At 45.6% G+C, this 16,347-nt stretch carries 25 protein-coding genes; all 25 read right to left on the reverse strand.

The features are described from left to right. Positions 1-8 precede the first annotated feature (8 nt). The 25 genes from rpsE to rpsG all read right to left on the reverse strand — a co-directional run bounded on the left by rpsE (position 9) and on the right by rpsG (position 16,290). Entirely contained in the window at positions 9-506 is a 498-nt protein-coding gene (gene rpsE, locus MRBLPE1_RS09980) for a 30S ribosomal protein S5 (RefSeq protein WP_054025314.1), read from the reverse strand. Positions 507-536: 30 nt separating this feature from the next. Then, positions 537-905, reverse strand: a complete 369-nt coding sequence (rplR, locus tag MRBLPE1_RS09985) for a 50S ribosomal protein L18 (protein WP_364144857.1) — start codon at positions 903-905, stop codon at positions 537-539. 60 nt (positions 906-965) lie between these two features. Beyond that, complete coding sequence (gene rplF / locus MRBLPE1_RS09990; RefSeq protein ID WP_364144860.1) at positions 966-1,508, reverse strand: 50S ribosomal protein L6; 543 nt, start codon at positions 1,506-1,508, stop codon at positions 966-968. 31 nt (positions 1,509-1,539) lie between these two features. Further along, complete coding sequence (gene rpsH, locus MRBLPE1_RS09995) at positions 1,540-1,938, reverse strand: 30S ribosomal protein S8 (RefSeq protein WP_053373909.1); 399 nt, start codon at positions 1,936-1,938, stop codon at positions 1,540-1,542. A 30-nt stretch (positions 1,939-1,968) separates the two neighbouring features. After that, the gene (locus MRBLPE1_RS10000; RefSeq protein ID WP_056635963.1) at positions 1,969-2,154 is read right to left on the reverse strand and encodes a type Z 30S ribosomal protein S14; all 186 of its coding nucleotides are present in this window, start codon (positions 2,152-2,154) and stop codon (positions 1,969-1,971) included. 26 nt (positions 2,155-2,180) lie between these two features. Next, the gene (gene rplE, locus MRBLPE1_RS10005) at positions 2,181-2,723 is read right to left on the reverse strand and encodes a 50S ribosomal protein L5 (RefSeq protein WP_053373908.1); all 543 of its coding nucleotides are present in this window, start codon (positions 2,721-2,723) and stop codon (positions 2,181-2,183) included. Positions 2,724-2,754: 31 nt separating this feature from the next. Then, positions 2,755-3,108 (reverse strand): 50S ribosomal protein L24, encoded by a 354-nt coding sequence (rplX, locus tag MRBLPE1_RS10010; RefSeq protein WP_076271424.1) that lies wholly within the window; start codon positions 3,106-3,108, stop codon positions 2,755-2,757. A gap of 45 nt (positions 3,109-3,153) precedes the next feature. Beyond that, on the reverse strand, positions 3,154-3,522 hold the full coding sequence (rplN, locus tag MRBLPE1_RS10015; protein ID WP_054025318.1) for a 50S ribosomal protein L14: 369 nt from the start codon (positions 3,520-3,522) through the stop codon (positions 3,154-3,156). 47 nt (positions 3,523-3,569) lie between these two features. Beyond that, the gene (gene rpsQ / locus MRBLPE1_RS10020) at positions 3,570-3,833 is read right to left on the reverse strand and encodes a 30S ribosomal protein S17 (RefSeq protein WP_110773989.1); all 264 of its coding nucleotides are present in this window, start codon (positions 3,831-3,833) and stop codon (positions 3,570-3,572) included. Between the two features lie 50 nt (positions 3,834-3,883). Continuing rightward, positions 3,884-4,084, reverse strand: coding sequence for a 50S ribosomal protein L29 (gene rpmC / locus MRBLPE1_RS10025; protein WP_053373905.1), 201 nt, complete (start codon positions 4,082-4,084; stop codon positions 3,884-3,886). After that, on the reverse strand, positions 4,074-4,508 hold the full coding sequence (rplP, locus tag MRBLPE1_RS10030) for a 50S ribosomal protein L16 (protein WP_028609647.1): 435 nt from the start codon (positions 4,506-4,508) through the stop codon (positions 4,074-4,076). Before rplP ends, rpmC begins: the two co-directional genes overlap by 11 nt. A gap of 2 nt (positions 4,509-4,510) precedes the next feature. Then, positions 4,511-5,173 carry a 30S ribosomal protein S3 gene (gene rpsC / locus MRBLPE1_RS10035; RefSeq protein WP_056635969.1) on the reverse strand — a complete coding sequence of 221 codons (663 nt, stop codon included), beginning with the start codon at positions 5,171-5,173 and terminating at the stop codon, positions 4,511-4,513. Between the two features lie 13 nt (positions 5,174-5,186). Continuing rightward, the gene (rplV, locus tag MRBLPE1_RS10040; protein WP_028609649.1) at positions 5,187-5,522 is read right to left on the reverse strand and encodes a 50S ribosomal protein L22; all 336 of its coding nucleotides are present in this window, start codon (positions 5,520-5,522) and stop codon (positions 5,187-5,189) included. Between the two features lie 43 nt (positions 5,523-5,565). Further along, positions 5,566-5,847 carry a 30S ribosomal protein S19 gene (gene rpsS / locus MRBLPE1_RS10045; RefSeq protein WP_183571400.1) on the reverse strand — a complete coding sequence of 94 codons (282 nt, stop codon included), beginning with the start codon at positions 5,845-5,847 and terminating at the stop codon, positions 5,566-5,568. Positions 5,848-5,914: 67 nt separating this feature from the next. After that, on the reverse strand, positions 5,915-6,745 hold the full coding sequence (rplB, locus tag MRBLPE1_RS10050; protein ID WP_364144869.1) for a 50S ribosomal protein L2: 831 nt from the start codon (positions 6,743-6,745) through the stop codon (positions 5,915-5,917). A 17-nt stretch (positions 6,746-6,762) separates the two neighbouring features. Beyond that, entirely contained in the window at positions 6,763-7,056 is a 294-nt protein-coding gene (gene rplW / locus MRBLPE1_RS10055) for a 50S ribosomal protein L23 (protein ID WP_053373900.1), read from the reverse strand. After that, positions 7,056-7,679 carry a 50S ribosomal protein L4 gene (gene rplD / locus MRBLPE1_RS10060; RefSeq protein ID WP_053373899.1) on the reverse strand — a complete coding sequence of 208 codons (624 nt, stop codon included), beginning with the start codon at positions 7,677-7,679 and terminating at the stop codon, positions 7,056-7,058. Before rplD ends, rplW begins: the two co-directional genes overlap by 1 nt. A 28-nt stretch (positions 7,680-7,707) precedes the next feature. After that, positions 7,708-8,331 (reverse strand): 50S ribosomal protein L3, encoded by a 624-nt coding sequence (rplC, locus tag MRBLPE1_RS10065; protein ID WP_364144872.1) that lies wholly within the window; start codon positions 8,329-8,331, stop codon positions 7,708-7,710. A 41-nt stretch (positions 8,332-8,372) separates the two neighbouring features. Continuing rightward, complete coding sequence (gene rpsJ / locus MRBLPE1_RS10070; protein ID WP_017692074.1) at positions 8,373-8,681, reverse strand: 30S ribosomal protein S10; 309 nt, start codon at positions 8,679-8,681, stop codon at positions 8,373-8,375. A 561-nt stretch (positions 8,682-9,242) separates the two neighbouring features. Then, on the reverse strand, positions 9,243-10,037 hold the full coding sequence (locus MRBLPE1_RS10075; protein ID WP_364144874.1) for an ABC transporter ATP-binding protein: 795 nt from the start codon (positions 10,035-10,037) through the stop codon (positions 9,243-9,245). Further along, positions 10,037-10,939, reverse strand: a complete 903-nt coding sequence (locus tag MRBLPE1_RS10080) for an ABC transporter permease (protein ID WP_414698862.1) — start codon at positions 10,937-10,939, stop codon at positions 10,037-10,039. The genes MRBLPE1_RS10075 and MRBLPE1_RS10080 overlap by 1 nt, the downstream gene beginning before the upstream one ends. Positions 10,940-11,045: 106 nt before the next feature. Further along, positions 11,046-12,092 (reverse strand): ABC transporter substrate-binding protein, encoded by a 1,047-nt coding sequence (locus MRBLPE1_RS10085; RefSeq protein WP_364144879.1) that lies wholly within the window; start codon positions 12,090-12,092, stop codon positions 11,046-11,048. A gap of 318 nt (positions 12,093-12,410) precedes the next feature. Further along, on the reverse strand, positions 12,411-13,601 hold the full coding sequence (tuf, locus tag MRBLPE1_RS10090) for an elongation factor Tu (RefSeq protein WP_053373895.1): 1,191 nt from the start codon (positions 13,599-13,601) through the stop codon (positions 12,411-12,413). A gap of 113 nt (positions 13,602-13,714) precedes the next feature. Beyond that, positions 13,715-15,790 carry an elongation factor G gene (gene fusA, locus MRBLPE1_RS10095; RefSeq protein WP_364144882.1) on the reverse strand — a complete coding sequence of 692 codons (2,076 nt, stop codon included), beginning with the start codon at positions 15,788-15,790 and terminating at the stop codon, positions 13,715-13,717. Between the two features lie 29 nt (positions 15,791-15,819). After that, positions 15,820-16,290 (reverse strand): 30S ribosomal protein S7, encoded by a 471-nt coding sequence (rpsG, locus tag MRBLPE1_RS10100; protein ID WP_028609662.1) that lies wholly within the window; start codon positions 16,288-16,290, stop codon positions 15,820-15,822. Positions 16,291-16,347: the final 57 nt, after the last annotated feature.

The following is a 16,347-nucleotide window of genomic DNA, read 5'->3' on the forward strand; positions in this document are numbered from 1 at the left end:
TTCCCTCCTTAGCGTAACAGCTCTTCGACTGTTTTTCCACGTAGCTTTGCAACTTCTTCCACGCGTTTAAGACGGGAAAGACCTTCAAGCGTTGCGTTAACCATATTCATGGAGTTCGAAGAACCTAGCGATTTCGTCAAGATGTCGCCGACACCAGCAAGTTCGAGAACTGCACGAACCGGGCCGCCGGCGATAACGCCAGTACCTTCAGAAGCTGGCTTCAGAAGAACTTCACCTGCTCCGAAATGTCCGAGAACAAGGTGGGGAATAGTCGTGCCAACGATTGGAACGTGGATCAGGTTTTTCTTAGCATCTTCGATACCTTTGCGGATTGCATCAGGTACTTCGCCTGCTTTACCGATCCCTGCGCCAACGTAGCCTTTACCGTCGCCGACTACTACAAGTGCACTAAAGCTGAAACGGCGTCCGCCTTTTACAACTTTAGATACGCGATTGATATTAACAACTTTTTCAGTCAGTTCTAACGTATTTGGATCTACACGCAAGTCGTTTAACCTCCTTATAAATAAAGTCGATTAGAATTCTAGGCCAGCTTCGCGAGCTGCTGTAGCAAGCGCCTGAATTCTGCCGTGATACAAGTAACCGCCGCGGTCAAATACTACTTGGGTTACACCCTTAGCTTGAGCGCGTTTCGCAATCAATTCTCCGACTTTGCTCGCTGCATCGATGTTACCACCGTTGCCAACAACTTCAGTCAGTTCTTTATCCTGTGTGGATGCAGAAACGATTGTTACGCCTGAAACATCGTCGATTAATTGAGCATACATATGCTTGGAGGAACGGAATACAGATAGACGCGGACGTGCAGCTGTACCGTTAATTTTTTTACGAACACGAAGGTGTCTTTTTAGACGTGCCTTGTTTTTGTCGCCTTTCGTAATCATACAAAGTTCACTCCTTTCTTTCAGCCTTAAGACGCTATCTTAAGCAAACGGGCTGTTTGCTTATTTTTTCTTACCAGCTTTACCTTCTTTGCGGATGATGCGTTCGCCTTCGTACTTAATACCTTTACCTTTATACGGTTCTGGTTCACGTACGGAACGAATTTTTGCAGCAGTTGCACCAACGAGCTCTTTATCGATACCGCGAACAGTGATTTTCGTGTTAGCAGGTACTTCAAACTCGATTCCATTATCTGGAGCAATCTCGACTGGGTGAGAGTAACCAACGTTAAGAACGATTTTATCCCCAGCTTTATTTGCACGGTAACCAACGCCTACTAGCTCCAAGTTTTTGGAGAAGCCTTCAGTAACGCCGCTCACCATGTTAGCGATGACGCTGCGAGTTGTTCCGTGCAACGAGCGATGCAATTTATTATCGGAAGGACGTTCTACTTGGATTTCCGTTTCCGTTACATTCACTTTCATTTCTTTGTGAATTTCACGGGAAAGCGATCCTTTCGGTCCTTTTACAGTAATTACTGTGTTGTCCAAGCTGATTGTTACGCCGTTAGGCACTTGGATTGGTTTGCGACCAATACGGGACATTGTTACACCTCCTATCTTTGTGACTTGTTACTTACCAAACGTAGCAAACTACTTCGCCGCCGGATTTAACCTGACGAGCTTCTTTATCAGTCATAATCCCTTTGGAAGTGGAAATGATAGCAATTCCAAGTCCACCGAGTACACGAGGGATTTCAGTTGATTGTGTATAAACGCGAAGGCCTGGTTTCGAAATACGTTTCAAGCCAGTAATTACGCGCTCTTGGTTAGGGCCGTATTTCAAGAAAATACGGATAATCCCTTGTTTGTTGTCTTCGATATATTCAGCGTCGCGGATAAAACCCTCGCGCTTCAAAATCTCAGCGATTTGCTTCTTCATTTTCGAAGCGGGCATTTCCACGGTTTCGTGACGAACTACATTCGCATTACGAATGCGCGTCAACATATCTGCAACCGGATCAGACATAACCATTGTGTTAACCTCCTTCCCAAACTAGGCTGATTACCAGCTTGCTTTTTTAACGCCAGGAATCTGGCCCTTATGTGCTAACTCACGGAAACAAATCCGGCAAATTTTAAACTTTTGCAAAACAGAATGCGGACGGCCGCAACGCTCACAGCGCGTATATGCACGCACTTTAAATTTCGGGGCGCGTTGTTGCTTCACTTTCATCGAAGTTTTTGCCACTGGGTATTACACCTCCTAAAAGTGGATTACTTCGTGAACGGCATGCCCATTTGGGTCAGCAATTCACGAGATTCTTCGTCCGTTTTTGCCGTCGTGACGATGACGATGTCCATACCGCGCACTTTATCGACTTTATCGTACTCGATCTCTGGGAATATCAATTGCTCTTTCAAGCCAAGCGTATAGTTACCACGGCCGTCGAAAGCTTTGTTCGATACACCGCGGAAGTCACGTACACGCGGAAGAGAAATGTTGAACAGTTTATCAAGGAAGTGGTACATACGCTCACCGCGCAATGTAACTTTAACCCCGATTGGCATGTTCTCACGAAGCTTGAAGCCTGCAATAGACTTCTTCGCACGAGTAACGACTGGTTTTTGACCGGAAATGATACGTAGTTCTTCAACTGCTACATCAAGGATTTTTGAATTGGAAACCGCTTCGCCTACCCCCATGTTGATAACTACCTTCTCAATTTTCGGCACTTGCATAACAGACGTATAGTTGAACTTCTGCATAAGAGCAGGAGTTATTTCGTTTAAGAAACGACCTTTCAATCTTGCTGCCATTGATCATGGACCTCCTTTCCTACCGTAACGATTAGTCGATTACTTCTCCGGAACGTTTCGCGATCCGAACTTTCTTGCCGTTGTCGAGCACTTTGTATCCGATACGTGTTACTTTACCGCTTTTCGGATCGATATGCATAACGTTTGAAACGTGAATTGGCGCTTCTTGTTCGATAATACCGCCCTGTGGATTAGCTTGCGATGGACGAGTATGTTTCTTAACAGTGTTAACACCTTCTACGAGTACGCGGTTTTCACGCGGATACGCAGCGATAACGCGGCCCTTCTTACCTTTGTCTTTACCGGTAATGACGATAACCGTGTCGTCTTTTTTCACGTGCAATTTATTGTTATGGGATTCGAGTACTTTTTTCAGCCTTGGCATGAGTTACACCTCCTGCACGCTTGTGCTTTCAAGCTTATATTGTTCTTAGATAACTTCTGGAGCTAGCGATACGATTTTCATGAAATCTTTATCGCGAAGTTCACGGGCAACAGGTCCAAAGATACGAGTACCGCGTGGGCTTTTGTCTTCTTTAACAATTACAGCTGCGTTTTCGTCAAACGCGATGTACGAACCGTCTTTACGACGAACCGAACGTTTTGTACGAACGATAACCGCTTTAACAACGTCACCCTTTTTGACAACGCCGCCAGGTGTTGCTTGTTTTACTGAGCAAACGATCAAATCGCCGATGTGACCAACGCGACGTCCTGTTCCACCGAGTACACGGATACACATCAATTGTTTTGCGCCGGAGTTGTCAGCAACCGCTAAGCGCGAAAATGGTTGAATCATTTCAACGTCCTCCTTTCGGAAAAATGCTCAGGCACTGCATACGCTCATTAGATAATGACAGCAACTTCAACAACTTCTACAAGTCTGAAGCGTTTGTCTTTCGATAGCGGACGAGTCTCCATGATTTTCACGATGTCGCCAATTTTCGCTTGGCCGTTCTCATCATGCGCCTTAAATTTTTTCGTAACTTTAATGCGTTTATGGTACAAATCGTGTTTTTTGTATGTTTCGATAGCAACCACGATTGTTTTGTCCATCTTGTCGCTTACCACTTTGCCAATTAGAACTTTACGGGCATTGCGTTCGCTCATGTTCTTCCTCCTTCCTTCAGCCGTGTTTATGCATTCTTGTAAGGGATAAACTAGCTGCTAATTCCGAGTTCTCTTTCACGCAAAATCGTTTTAGCACGAGCAATTCCTTTACGCACATCACGGATCCGAGTCGGGTTATCCAATTGGCCAGTAGCCAGTTGGAAACGAAGATTGAAAAGCTCTTCTTTAAAACCAGCGACCTGTTGTTCAAGCTCAGCAGAGGTTAGGTTTCTAAATTCACTAGCTTTCATTTGCTTCACCACCCACTTCTTCACGCTTCACGAATTTAGTCTTGATAGGCAATTTATGAGCCGCAAGACGCATCGCTTCACGAGCGGTTTCTTCGGATACACCAGCAAGTTCAAACAGGATTTTACCTGGTTTAACTACGGCTACCCATTTCTCAACGTTACCTTTACCACTACCCATACGCACTTCAAGAGGCTTTTGAGTAATTGGTTTGGCAGGGAAAATTTTGATCCATACTTTACCGCCACGTTTGATGTAGCGAGTCATAGCAATACGAGCCGCTTCGATCTGACGGTTAGTGATCCATGATGGTTCTAGAGCTTGAAGACCAAATTCGCCGAATGCTACTGTAGTGCCGCCTTTAGCGCGACCCTTCATATGACCGCGTTGTTGTTTGCGGTGTTTGACACGTTTAGGTACCAACATGATTAGTTGCCTCCTTCCTGGGGAGCTTTCTTCTTAGTCGGAAGGACTTCGCCGCGATAGATCCATACTTTTACGCCGATACGGCCGTATGTTGTAGCCGCTTCAGCCGTGCCGTAGTCAATATCAGCACGTAGTGTATGAAGTGGAACTGTTCCTTCGCTGTAGCCTTCCGAACGTGCGATTTCCGCGCCACCGAGACGACCGCTAACTGCGGTTTTGATCCCTTTAGCACCTGAACGCATGGAGCGTTGAATTGCTTGCTTCAATGCGCGACGGAAAGATACACGACGCTCAAGTTGTTGTGCGATGCTTTCAGCTACAAGAATAGCGTCAAGATCTGCATGTTTGATTTCAGAGATATTGATGTGTACTTTTTTGCCTTTAGTGATTTTACCAAGCTCAGTACGAAGGTTTTCTACTTCGGAACCGCCTTTACCAATAACCATACCTGGTTTTGCGGTTTGGATCGTTACGTTCACGCGGTTAGCTGCACGTTCGATCTCGATGTGAGAAACTGCTGCGTCTTTCAGCTTGTTTTTCAAGTATTCACGGATTTTAACGTCTTCCATAAGAAGATCGCCGAAATCTTTGCCCGCGAACCATTTGGACTCCCAATCACGGATAACTCCGACCCGGAAGCCTACTGGATTTACCTTTTGACCCACACGTAATCCCTCCTTATTTTTCAGATACCACCAAGGTAATGTGGCTGGTTCTTTTATTGATCCGGCTTGCGCGACCCATCGCACGAGGACGGAAACGTTTCATCGTTGGCCCTTGGTTAACGAAGGCTTGCGAGATAAACAATTTGTTTACGTCAAGCTGATAGTTATGCTCAGCGTTAGCAATTGCAGAGTTCAGCAGCTTCTCCAAAATTGGGGATGCAGACTTAGGCGTGTGACGCAAAATCGCGATTGCTTCGCCAACTTGTTTACCGCGAATCAAATCCGCAACAAGCTGTGCTTTACGGGGAGCAATACGGATAAATTTAGCGTGCGCTTTAGCTTCTGGCATGTAGGAACCTCCTCTCGTTCAGTTAGAGATGTTTAAGGGCAAATTAACGTCTGCCCGTTTTTTTGTCTTCACCAGCATGGCCTTTATACGTACGAGTTGGTGCAAATTCACCAAGTTTGTGTCCAACCATATCTTCCGTTACATATACCGGCACGTGCTTGCGTCCGTCATACACTGCAAACGTGTGACCAATGAATTGCGGGAAAATGGTCGAGCGGCGGGACCAGGTTTTGATAACGACTTTTTTCTCGCTTTCGTTCAATACCTCGACTTTTTTAAGCAGGTAACCGTCAATAAACGGCCCTTTCTTTAAACTGCGACCCATTTGTGTTCCTCCCTTCACCTAAGCGGTAGCGATACATTCGTATCACGCGGTTTTTATCAAGCAACTATTATTTCGTGCGACGACGAATAATGTATTGGCTCGATGCTTTTTTCTTCTTACGCGTTTTGTAACCAAGAGTTGGTTTACCCCAAGGCGACATTGGCGATTTGCGTCCGATCGGAGCACGGCCTTCACCACCACCGTGTGGGTGATCGTTAGGGTTCATGACAACACCACGTACTTGAGGACGATTTCCGAGCCAACGGTTACGGCCGGCTTTACCGATTTTCACGAGTTCGTGATCTTCGTTACCAACAGAACCAATTGTAGCACGGCAAGTGTTCAAGATACGGCGAACTTCACCTGAAGACAAACGAACGGAAACGTAGTTATCTTCTTTACCAAGAAGTTGAGCACTAGTTCCAGCTGCACGAACAAGTTGTCCGCCTTTGCCTGGTTTCAATTCGATGTTGTGGATAACTGTACCGACTGGGATATTAACAAGCGGCAAAGCATTACCCGGTTTAATATCAGAGCCAACACCAGAAGTGATTTGATCTCCGACTTTCAAGCCTTTAGGCGCGATGATATATGCTTTTTCACCATCTACGTAATGGATCAAAGCGATGTTGGATGAACGGTTCGGATCGTATTCGATCGATGCTACATTACCAACGATACCATCTTTTGTACGTTTGAAGTCGATAATACGGTATTTACGTTTGTGTCCGCCGCCATGGTGACGAACCGTAATTTTACCTTGGTTGTTACGTCCAGCTTTTTTGAAAAGCGGAGCAAGCAACGATTTCTCCGGTGTACTTGTCGTGATCTCTTCGAAAGTCGAGACGGACATGTTACGACGAGCTGGAGATGTCGGTTTGTACTTTTTAATAGGCACTTCGATTCCCTCCTTTTCTAAACAGACGTTTCAAAGAATTCAAGTTCTTTGCTGTCAGCGCTCAGTTGAACGATCGCTTTTTTCCAATCCGGTCTGTATCCGCTATGTTTACCATAACGTTTTGGTTTACCCGCAACACGCATTGTGTTAACGCCGGTTACTTTTACTTTAAAAATTTGCTCAATCGCAAGTTTGATTTCTGTTTTGTTTGAACGAAGATCTACTTCAAACACATACTTTTTATCAACCATGTAATCGCTCGTACGTTCCGTGATAACCGGGCGCTTGATAATATCGCGTGGATTTTTCATTACGCAAGCACCTCCTGTACTTTCTCTACTGCTTCTTTAGTGATGATAAGGTTGTCATGCACCAATACATCCAGAACATTAATGCCGTCAGCTGCAACGAATTTAACACCTGGGATGTTACGAGCAGACAATGCTACGTTATCTTCATAGTTAGCCGTTACTACAAGAGCTTTGCGGCCAACTTTAAGGTTGCTTAGGATTGCTGCGAATTCTTTCGTCTTAGGAGCTGCAAATGTCAGTTGATCCAATACGATAATTTCGTTTGCAATCACTTTCGATGACAATGCCGATTTAATCGCTAGACGACGAACTTTCTTAGGAAGCTTGAAACCGTATGAGCGTGGAGTCGGTCCGAATACTACACCGCCGCCAACCCATTGCGGGGAGCGAATGCTACCTTGACGAGCACGGCCAGTACCTTTTTGTTTCCAAGGTTTACGACCGCCGCCGCGTACTTCGGAGCGTCCTTTAGTTTTGTGATTGCCGAAGCGTTCAGATGCTTGTTGGTTAACAACAGCACTGTGCAAAACATGAACATTTGGTTGAATACCGAAAACCGTTTCAGCCAGTTCAAGCTCGCCCACTTGCGCGCCGCTCACGTTATATACTGTTACTTTAGGCATTTCCTGTTCCTCCTTTCTTTAAGAGCAATTAGTTCTTAACTGTTTGTTTAACTTTTACGAATCCGTTTTTCGGGCCCGGAATCGAACCTTTTATTAGAAGAACGTTACGTTCTGCATCTACACGGATAACTTCAAGCTTTTGGATCGTGATTGTTTCGTGACCCATATGTCCTGGAAGGCGTTTGCCCTTCGGTACACGGTTCGCTTGGATAGAACCCATCGAACCTGGTCCACGGTGGTAACGGGAACCGTGAGACATAGGACCCGTGCTTTGTCCCCAACGTTTGATAACGCCGGCAAAGCCTTTACCTTTAGAAATACCTGTTACGTCAACGAATTCGCCCTCTGTGAAAAGGTCAGCTTTAACTTCTTGGCCAACTTCATAATCGCCCAAGTTAATGCCGCGAATTTCACGAACGTAGCGCTTAGGTGTTGCATTTGCCTTTTTGGCGTGACCAGCTTCAGGTTTGTTCGATCTGCTTTCCTTTTTATCGGAGAAACCAAATTGAACAGCTTCATAGCCGTCGTTCTCTTGATCTTTCTTCTGTAGTACTACGCAAGGTCCAGCTTCGATAACCGTTACAGGAACGACGTTACCTTCTGCAGTAAACACTTGAGTCATACCAAGTTTTTTTCCTAAGATACCTTTCATGTTGACACCTCATTTCCTTCCTATGATCGCATATGCTGATATTACAGTTTGATTTCGATATCTACACCGGATGGTAAATCCAGGCGCATCAACGCATCAACCGTTTGCGGCGTTGGGTTTACAATGTCGATCAAACGCTTATGAGTGCGTTGTTCGAATTGCTCCCTGGAATCCTTGTACTTGTGTACCGCACGGAGAATGGTGATGATTTGCTTTTCCGTTGGCAACGGAATCGGCCCGGATACGCCTGCACCGGAACGTTTTGCAGTTTCAACGATTTTCTCTGCGGATTGATCAAGAATTCTGTGATCGTATGCTTTCAAGCGGATACGAATCTTTTGCTTTGCCATATAAGTCCCTCCTTCTTTCGCCCAATTTATTATCGGACATACTCCGTAAGAAAACCCTGCACATGCCCCATGGCAAAGGGGCCGGGTGTGTCGGCAACCTCTCACATCATCGCAACGTCAGACCAACAGTCAATATTATACCGAATCCAATAGGCAATTGCAACATAAAGTTTAAGATTATTCTAAACTCATTTTCAAAGACGATATCATTCCATAAATCGAGAGTGTGAGCATCCATGTTTAACATGAACAGCTGCTGTAATGGGATAACTCAATGCAAACCACGAAATAGCTTTTACAGCTATATTATAGAAGAAACAAATATCGCTGCTGCCAACTGACAAAAATGGCTTGCACTTCATACGGCCCATTATGTCCCTTATTACAAGGTTTTAGAACATGCCATTTATAATGACGGACTTAATGGGCGCAATCTGATTATATACACCTTACGGCCGAAAAGACACCGCCAAATAACGCCAACATACTAAACGCAGCGGCTATAGCCGCTGCGTTTATGATTGCATCGTATTTTCAAACAATCGATTTATTCAATTGAACTTAGCCTAAAACAATCCGGTCATCTGCAAGCTTCTTTCCGCTGATAAGTTCGAATTCGCCAAGCAGCTGTTCTACCGTAAGATCCTTTTTGCGATCCTCCGGCACATCAAGAATAATTCGGCCTTTATCCATCATAATGAGACGATTGCCAAGACGAATGGCTTGTTCCATATTATGCGTAACCATCAAGGTCGTTAATTTCATTTCCCTCACGAGAGTTTCCGTCAACCTCGTAATAAGTTCTGCTCTTGACGGGTCAAGCGCTGCCGTATGTTCGTCAAGCAGAAGAATCTGCGGTCGCGTAAAGGTAGCCATGAGAAGGCTAAGCGCTTGCCGCTCCCCGCCTGACAGCAATCCGACTTTAGCTCCCAGCCTGTTTTCAAGGCCAATACCGAGGCGCTGAAGCTCTTGCTTGAAAATTGCGCGCTTTGCTCGCGTTACGCCGAAGGAAAATCCGCGCGATTTCCCTCGTGCGTAAGCAGTAGCCAAATTTTCTTCTATCGACATACGCGGCGCAGTGCCCGCCATCGGATCTTGGAATACGCGTCCAATCCAGCGGCTGCGTTGATATTCGGTAAGCTGGCTTATATTTTGCCCATCAATCCGAACTTCGCCGGCATCCGGTTTCATCACGCCTGAAATAATATTCATTAGCGTAGACTTGCCTGCGCCATTGCTTCCGATTACCGTAATAAAATCTCCCGGCTTCATATTCAGGTTAGCGCCGACCAGCGCCGTTTTCTCATCTACCGTACCAGGGTTAAACAGCTTGGATACTCTTGCGATCTCTAACATTAGCGCCCACCTCCCGGTTGTGCCTTATCAAGAGCAGCAAGCATTTCTGCAGTTCGTTTCTTTGCGGTATTTTTTTGTTTCCACACTCTGCGGGCAGAAGGGACAACCAAAGCAAAGATGATAATAATAGCTGTAATCAGCTTCATATCCGATGCTTCCAACCACTCCACGCGAAGTGCGAACGCATAAATGATTCGGTAAATTATTGATCCAAGCACGACAGCCAAAGTCGCTCTGAAAATTGTTTTCGCTCCAAAAATCGCTTCACCGATAATAACCGATGCAAGTCCAATGACAATCATACCGATGCCCATGCTGTTATCGGCATACTTTTGGTACTGTGCCACCAATGCGCCAGAAGTCGCAACAAGCGCATTAGACAAAGCAATGCCAAAAATCGTCGTAATATCGGTATTGGCACCAAAACTCCGAATCATACGCGAATTGTCTCCGGTAGCCCGGAGGCTTAAACCGATATCAGTACGGAAAAAGAGATCGAGCACAACCTTAACAATCACGACAAACACAATCATTACGGTAAACGTAGGGACATTTTCGAAAAGATTTTCATGGCCCCTTAATGATAAATTGGGTTTGCCCATTATTCTAAGATTAATGGAATAAAGCGCAATCATCATGATGATCCCTGATAAGAGTCCATTTACTTTACCTTTAGTGTGCAGTAGGCCAGTGCATATGCCCGCTATAGCTCCGCCAATAAATGCGCATAATACGGCGAGCCATGGAGCCGTTCCGTTAACGGTAAGCACCGTACCGATAGCTGCTCCTGTCGTAAAACTTCCATCCACCGTTAAATCCGGAAAATCAAGAATCCGGAAAGTTATATATACTCCAAGAGCCATTAGCGCATACAATAATCCGCTTTCCACAGCTCCTTGCATTGATGCGAACAAATGACATCACTCCTTTTCATAACAAGGGGGTGAACGAGTAACCCGATCACCCCAAGTACATGATTCGTTTTATTTTGAGCCAAAGTTTCGGAACTTACTCAATGATGTTGTTTTCTTGGTCTTTTACGAGAGCCTTCATTTCTTCAGTGACTGTAATGCCCTGCTCAGCTGCTGCTTTCATGTTGAAAATAAAATCAAGCTTCTGCGGAACGGTAACATTCATCTCGCCCGGGTTCTTACCGTTTTTCAAAATCTCTACAGCCATTTGTCCAACTTCATAGCCATGATCATAATACTTGAAGCCAACAGCCGCAAATGCACCTTTTTCAACGGTGTCGCGATCTGCAGAGAAGAAAGGTATATCGTTTTCGTTAGCGACTTCGATGATCGCATCCGCACCGGTAACAACCATATTATCAAGTGTGATATAGATCGCATCTACGCGGCCGACCAGCGAATCCGCCGCTTGCTTTACGTCCGAAGAATTGGCAACGGAAGCTTTGATCAGCTTAATGCCATGCTTCTCAAGTGCTTTTTCCGCGATATCTCCCATAATAACTGCGTTTTGCTCACCTTCATTTATAATAAGACCAACATTTTTGACATCCGGAATTTGAGTAGCGATAAAATCCATTGTTTCAGTAATCGCGGCCGGATTTGTATCCGACGCTCCTGTAATATTGCCGCCTGGCGCTTCCAATTGCGTTACGATACCCGCATCAATCGGATCGGTTACAGCCGCAAACAAAACGGGAATGTCCTTCACGTCATCTGCAAGAGCCTGAGCGGTTGGAGTAGCAATCCCTAATGCAAGATCGCTTTTGCTACTGGCGATTTTTTGAGAAATGGTTTTAATATTAGCAGAGTCGCCTTGTGCATTATTGAAATCAATTTCAAGGTTTTTACCTTCTTCAATTCCAGCATCCTTAAGGGCAGCTACAAAACCGTCGTATGTTGCGTCAAGCGATGGATGTTCTACGATTTGTGATACAGCAATCTTGTACGTTTTCTCGGTAGTATTGCCCGAACCTGCAGTATTGCCTTCACTCTCGTTACTCGTTTTCCCCGTGTTCGCACCGCACGCCGCCGTTACGACCATAAACGATGCCAAAGCTAATGTAAGCCAAAATTTTCTGTTCATTCATTAAACCCCTCTCATCATATAAGTCGCCTTGCAATGAAGCCCTTCAGGGATTAATCATATACAGCAAAGCATCATCGCTTTCTCTCATTAAAGCTAATGCCTGTACGTGAGTGACTGATTCTTAACGAGCTTGGACGACCTTTACTTACTATTCATTAATATTAAATGTGCAAGAGAATGCCGTCAATCATTAGTTCGCTGTAAAAATAAGTAAAACGAACTATAGTTCGTCATATTCCGCATGAAAAATAAAAAATCAAAAGCCCTCACCGAAGTGAGGGCTTTTGTTATTCACAGCGGCTAAGCCGCCATCAATTATTTTTGGATAGAAGCTACAGCGCCAGCGCCTACTGTACGGCCGCCTTCACGAATAGAGAAACGAGTTCCCTCTTCAACAGCGATTGGAGCGATAAGCTCAACCGTTACAGTGATGTTGTCGCCAGGCATAACCATCTCAGTGCCTTCTGGCAGGTTGATGATACCCGTTACGTCAGTTGTACGGAAGTAGAACTGTGGACGGTAGCCAGTGAAGAAAGGCTTGTGACGGCCACCCTCTTCTTTTGTAAGAACGTAGATTTGTGCAGTGAAGTTAGTGTGTGGTTTAACCGAACCCGGTTTAGCCAAAACTTGTCCACGCTCGATGTTGCTGCGGTCTACACCACGAAGCAATGCACCTACGTTGTCCCCAGCTTGAGCGGAGTCAAGCAATTTACGGAACATTTCAACGCCTGTTACTACGGACTTACGGGATTCTTCAGCAAGACCGATAATTTCTACCTCGTCGCCGACTTTGATAACGCCACGCTCTACGCGACCTGTAGCAACTGTACCACGGCCAGTGATTGTGAATACGTCCTCGACAGGCATAAGGAAAGGCTTAGCTGTGTCGCGCTCAGGAGTTGGGATGTAAGTATCAACTTGCTCGAAGAGCTCGATGATTTTTTCAGCCCAAGGGCCTTCTGGGTTAGCAAGAGCTTCACGAGCTGCACCACGAATGATCGGAGTGTCGTCGCCTGGGAACTCATACTCGGAAAGAAGGTCACGAACTTCCATTTCTACCAACTCAAGAAGCTCTTCGTCTTCAACCATGTCGCATTTGTTCAAGAATACAACGATGTAAGGTACGCCTACTTGTTTCGAAAGCAAGATGTGCTCACGAGTTTGTGGCATAGGACCGTCAGTAGCGGATACTACAAGAATAGCTCCGTCCATTTGAGCAGCACCAGTGATCATGTTTTTTACATAGTCGGCGTGACCTGGGCAGTCAACGTGAGCGTAGTGACGAGCTGGCGTCTCATACTCAACGTGAGCTGTCGAGATCGTGATACCGCGCTCGCGCTCTTCTGGAGCTTTATCGATTTGGTCGAATGCGATTGCTGCACCGCCGTATTTTTTGGAAAGTACAGTTGTGATAGCTGCAGTCAAAGTCGTTTTACCGTGATCGACGTGACCGATAGTACCGATATTAACGTGCGGTTTGTTACGTTCAAATTTAGCCTTAGCCATTGAACTTGAGCCTCCTCAATATATCATGAATTTTTTATGTGTGGGCCGGCATCTGGTTTGCAAGCAAACTTAGCTGACGGCCAAAAGCAATTGGTTTAGAAGGACAAAAACGATTACTCGCCTTTGTTCTTAGCAATGATCTCTTCAGAGATCGATTTTGGAACTTCTTCATAGTGAGAAAGTTCCATGGAGAATACGCCGCGTCCTTGTGTACCGGAACGTAGTGTTGTGGAATAACCAAACATCTCGGAGAGAGGCACCTTGGAACGGATAATTTGTGCACCTGCACGAGTATCCATACCTTCGATACGACCACGACGGGAGTTAAGCATACCCATAACATCGCCCATGTACTCTTCAGGAACAGTAACTTCTACTTTCATGATTGGCTCAAGAAGAACTGGCTTACATTTGTCTTTGGCAGCTTTAAGCGCCATCGATCCTGCAATTTTAAACGCCATCTCCGAGGAGTCAACATCATGGTAAGATCCGTCAACAACAACAGCTTTGACATCAACGAGCGGGAAGCCGGCTACTACACCGTTCTTCATTGACTCTTCGATACCAGCTTGGATAGGAGCGATAAATTCACGAGGAATTGATCCACCGACTGTTTTGTTTTCGAAAATAAAGCCTGAACCTGGCTCAAGTGGTGAGAATTCAACCCAACAATGACCGAATTGACCTTTACCACCGGACTGACGAACGAACTTACCTTCAACCTTCGCAGCTTCACGGAACGTTTCGCGGTAAGCAACTTGCGGTTTACCAACGTTAGTTTCAACTTTGAATTCGCGGAACATACGGTCAACGAGAATCTCAAGGTGAAGCTCACCCATACCAGAAATGATTGTCTGGTTAGTTTCTTCGTCCGTATGTGCACGGAAAGTAGGATCTTCTTCTGCCAGCTTGGAAATAGCGATACCTAGTTTATCTTGGTCAGCTTTCGTTTTTGGTTCGATAGCAACCGAGATAACCGGCTCAGGGAAGTTCATTGATTCAAGAATGATAATGTTCTTCTCGTCGCAAAGAGTGTCCCCAGTCGTCGTATCTTTAAGTCCAACTGCTGCAGCGATATCGCCTGCATACACTTCAGAAATCTCTTGACGAGCGTTCGCGTGCATTTGAAGAATACGTCCAATCCGTTCGCGTTTGCCCTTAGTTGAGTTAAGAACATAAGAACCGGATTTCAGAATTCCTGAGTACACACGGAAGAACGTCAATCTACCAACGTAAGGATCCGTCATGATTTTGAATGCCAAAGCCGAGAACGGCTCTGAATCGGATGATGGACGTTCGCCTTCTTCGCCGTCTTCAGTTGTACCTTTAATAGCTGGTACATCAAGAGGAGATGGAAGGTAGTCTACAACCGCATCCAACATCAGTTGAACACCTTTGTTACGGTAGGAAGATCCAACGATAACAGGGAAGATTTTAACTTCGCAAACGCCTTTACGCAGTGCTGCTTTGATTTCTGGAATTGAAATTTCTTCGCCTTCCAGATATTTCATTGTCAGCTCTTCGTCAAGCTCTGCTACCTTTTCAATCAATTCCGTACGAAGCTCTTCCACTTGGTCAGCATACTCCGAAGGGATTTCAACTTGAATAGGATCTTTACCTGTGTCGTCTTTATACTTGTAAGCTACACGTTCAACGATATCGATAACGCCGACAAAGTCAGACTCAGCGCCAATCGGAATTTGAATGGCAACAGCGTTTGCTTGAAGACGCTCACGCATATCTTTGATAACGTTTAGGAAGTCAGCACCAATGATGTCCATTTTGTTGACGTATGCGATCCGCGGAACGTTGTAACGGTCAGCTTGACGCCATACAGTCTCGGACTGTGGCTCGACTCCTTCTTTCGCACTGAAAACTCCAACGGCCCCGTCCAAAACGCGCAGGGAACGCTCAACTTCTACTGTGAAGTCAACGTGTCCCGGGGTGTCGATAATATTGATGCGGTGTCCATTCCATTGAGCGGTTGTCGCGGCAGACGTAATCGTAATACCGCGCTCTTGTTCTTGTTCCATCCAGTCCATCGTAGCTGCACCTTCATGCACTTCTCCGATTTTGTGGGTACGGCCCGTGAAGAACAAGATCCGTTCAGTTGTAGTTGTTTTACCAGCATCAATATGCGCCATGATCCCGATGTTACGCGTATTGTTCAAGGAGAACTCTCTTGACATAAAATGGTCTCCTCTCGAATGTTAGAATCCTACCAGCGGTAGTGAGCAAATGCTTTGTTTGCTTCAGCCATTTTGTGAGTGTCTTCGCGCTTCTTAACAGCTGCGCCAGTGTTATTGGATGCATCTGTGATTTCAGCAGCTAAACGCTCTTCCATCGTTTTCTCACCGCGGTTACGTGAGTAGTTCACGAGCCAACGGAGACCAAGTGCCGTACGGCGCTCTGGTTTAACTTCGATAGGCACTTGATAGTTTGCACCGCCGACACGGCGTGCTTTAACCTCAAGTACTGGCATAATATTTTTCAAAGCAGCTTCGAACACTTCCATCGGATCTTTACCCGTGCGTTCTTGAATCAGTTTGAAAGCATCATACAATAGTGTTTGTGCAACGCCTCTTTTACCGTCAAGCATAATGCGGTTGATTAGGCGTGTTACCAGTTTGCTGTTATACAGCGGATCTGGAAGCACATCGCGTTTCGTTACAGGACCTTTGCGTGGCATGAGAAAGTCCCCCTTTCTTCTAATAGTCGCTATTTCTAGCATTTCAATGACCCGTCA

This window comes from Paenibacillus sp. LPE1-1-1.1 (genome assembly GCF_040676435.1).
Classification (GTDB): domain Bacteria; phylum Bacillota; class Bacilli; order Paenibacillales; family Paenibacillaceae; genus Pristimantibacillus.

Bases quoted from the DNA above. Each gene is read 5' to 3' on its own strand.
- rplR (WP_364144857.1), bottom strand. From the start codon at position 905: ATGATTACGAAAGGCGACAAAAACAAGGCACGTCTAAAAAGACACCTT.
- rplF (WP_364144860.1), bottom strand. From the start codon at position 1,508: ATGTCCCGTATTGGTCGCAAACCAATCCAAGTGCCTAACGGCGTAACA.
- rpsH (WP_053373909.1), bottom strand. From the start codon at position 1,938: ATGGTTATGTCTGATCCGGTTGCAGATATGTTGACGCGCATTCGTAAT.
- rplE (WP_053373908.1), bottom strand. From the start codon at position 2,723: ATGGCAGCAAGATTGAAAGGTCGTTTCTTAAACGAAATAACTCCTGCT.
- rplX (WP_076271424.1), bottom strand. From the start codon at position 3,108: ATGCCAAGGCTGAAAAAAGTACTCGAATCCCATAACAATAAATTGCAC.
- rplN (WP_054025318.1), bottom strand. From the start codon at position 3,522: ATGATTCAACCATTTTCGCGCTTAGCGGTTGCTGACAACTCCGGCGCA.
- rpsQ (WP_110773989.1), bottom strand. From the start codon at position 3,833: ATGAGCGAACGCAATGCCCGTAAAGTTCTAATTGGCAAAGTGGTAAGC.
- rpmC (WP_053373905.1), bottom strand. From the start codon at position 4,084: ATGAAAGCTAGTGAATTTAGAAACCTAACCTCTGCTGAGCTTGAACAA.
- rplP (WP_028609647.1), bottom strand. From the start codon at position 4,508: ATGTTGGTACCTAAACGTGTCAAACACCGCAAACAACAACGCGGTCAT.
- rplV (WP_028609649.1), bottom strand. From the start codon at position 5,522: ATGCCAGAAGCTAAAGCGCACGCTAAATTTATCCGTATTGCTCCCCGT.
- rpsS (WP_183571400.1), bottom strand. From the start codon at position 5,847: ATGGGTCGCAGTTTAAAGAAAGGGCCGTTTATTGACGGTTACCTGCTT.
- rplW (WP_053373900.1), bottom strand. From the start codon at position 7,056: ATGAAAAATCCACGCGATATTATCAAGCGCCCGGTTATCACGGAACGT.
- rplD (WP_053373899.1), bottom strand. From the start codon at position 7,679: ATGCCTAAAGTAACAGTATATAACGTGAGCGGCGCGCAAGTGGGCGAG.
- rplC (WP_364144872.1), bottom strand. From the start codon at position 8,331: ATGAAAGGTATCTTAGGAAAAAAACTTGGTATGACTCAAGTGTTTACT.
- rpsJ (WP_017692074.1), bottom strand. From the start codon at position 8,681: ATGGCAAAGCAAAAGATTCGTATCCGCTTGAAAGCATACGATCACAGA.
- MRBLPE1_RS10075 (WP_364144874.1), bottom strand. From the start codon at position 10,037: ATGTTAGAGATCGCAAGAGTATCCAAGCTGTTTAACCCTGGTACGGTA.
- MRBLPE1_RS10080 (WP_414698862.1), bottom strand. From the start codon at position 10,939: ATGCAAGGAGCTGTGGAAAGCGGATTATTGTATGCGCTAATGGCTCTT.
- MRBLPE1_RS10085 (WP_364144879.1), bottom strand. From the start codon at position 12,092: ATGAACAGAAAATTTTGGCTTACATTAGCTTTGGCATCGTTTATGGTC.
- tuf (WP_053373895.1), bottom strand. From the start codon at position 13,601: ATGGCTAAGGCTAAATTTGAACGTAACAAACCGCACGTTAATATCGGT.
- fusA (WP_364144882.1), bottom strand. From the start codon at position 15,790: ATGTCAAGAGAGTTCTCCTTGAACAATACGCGTAACATCGGGATCATG.
- rpsG (WP_028609662.1), bottom strand. From the start codon at position 16,290: ATGCCACGCAAAGGTCCTGTAACGAAACGCGATGTGCTTCCAGATCCG.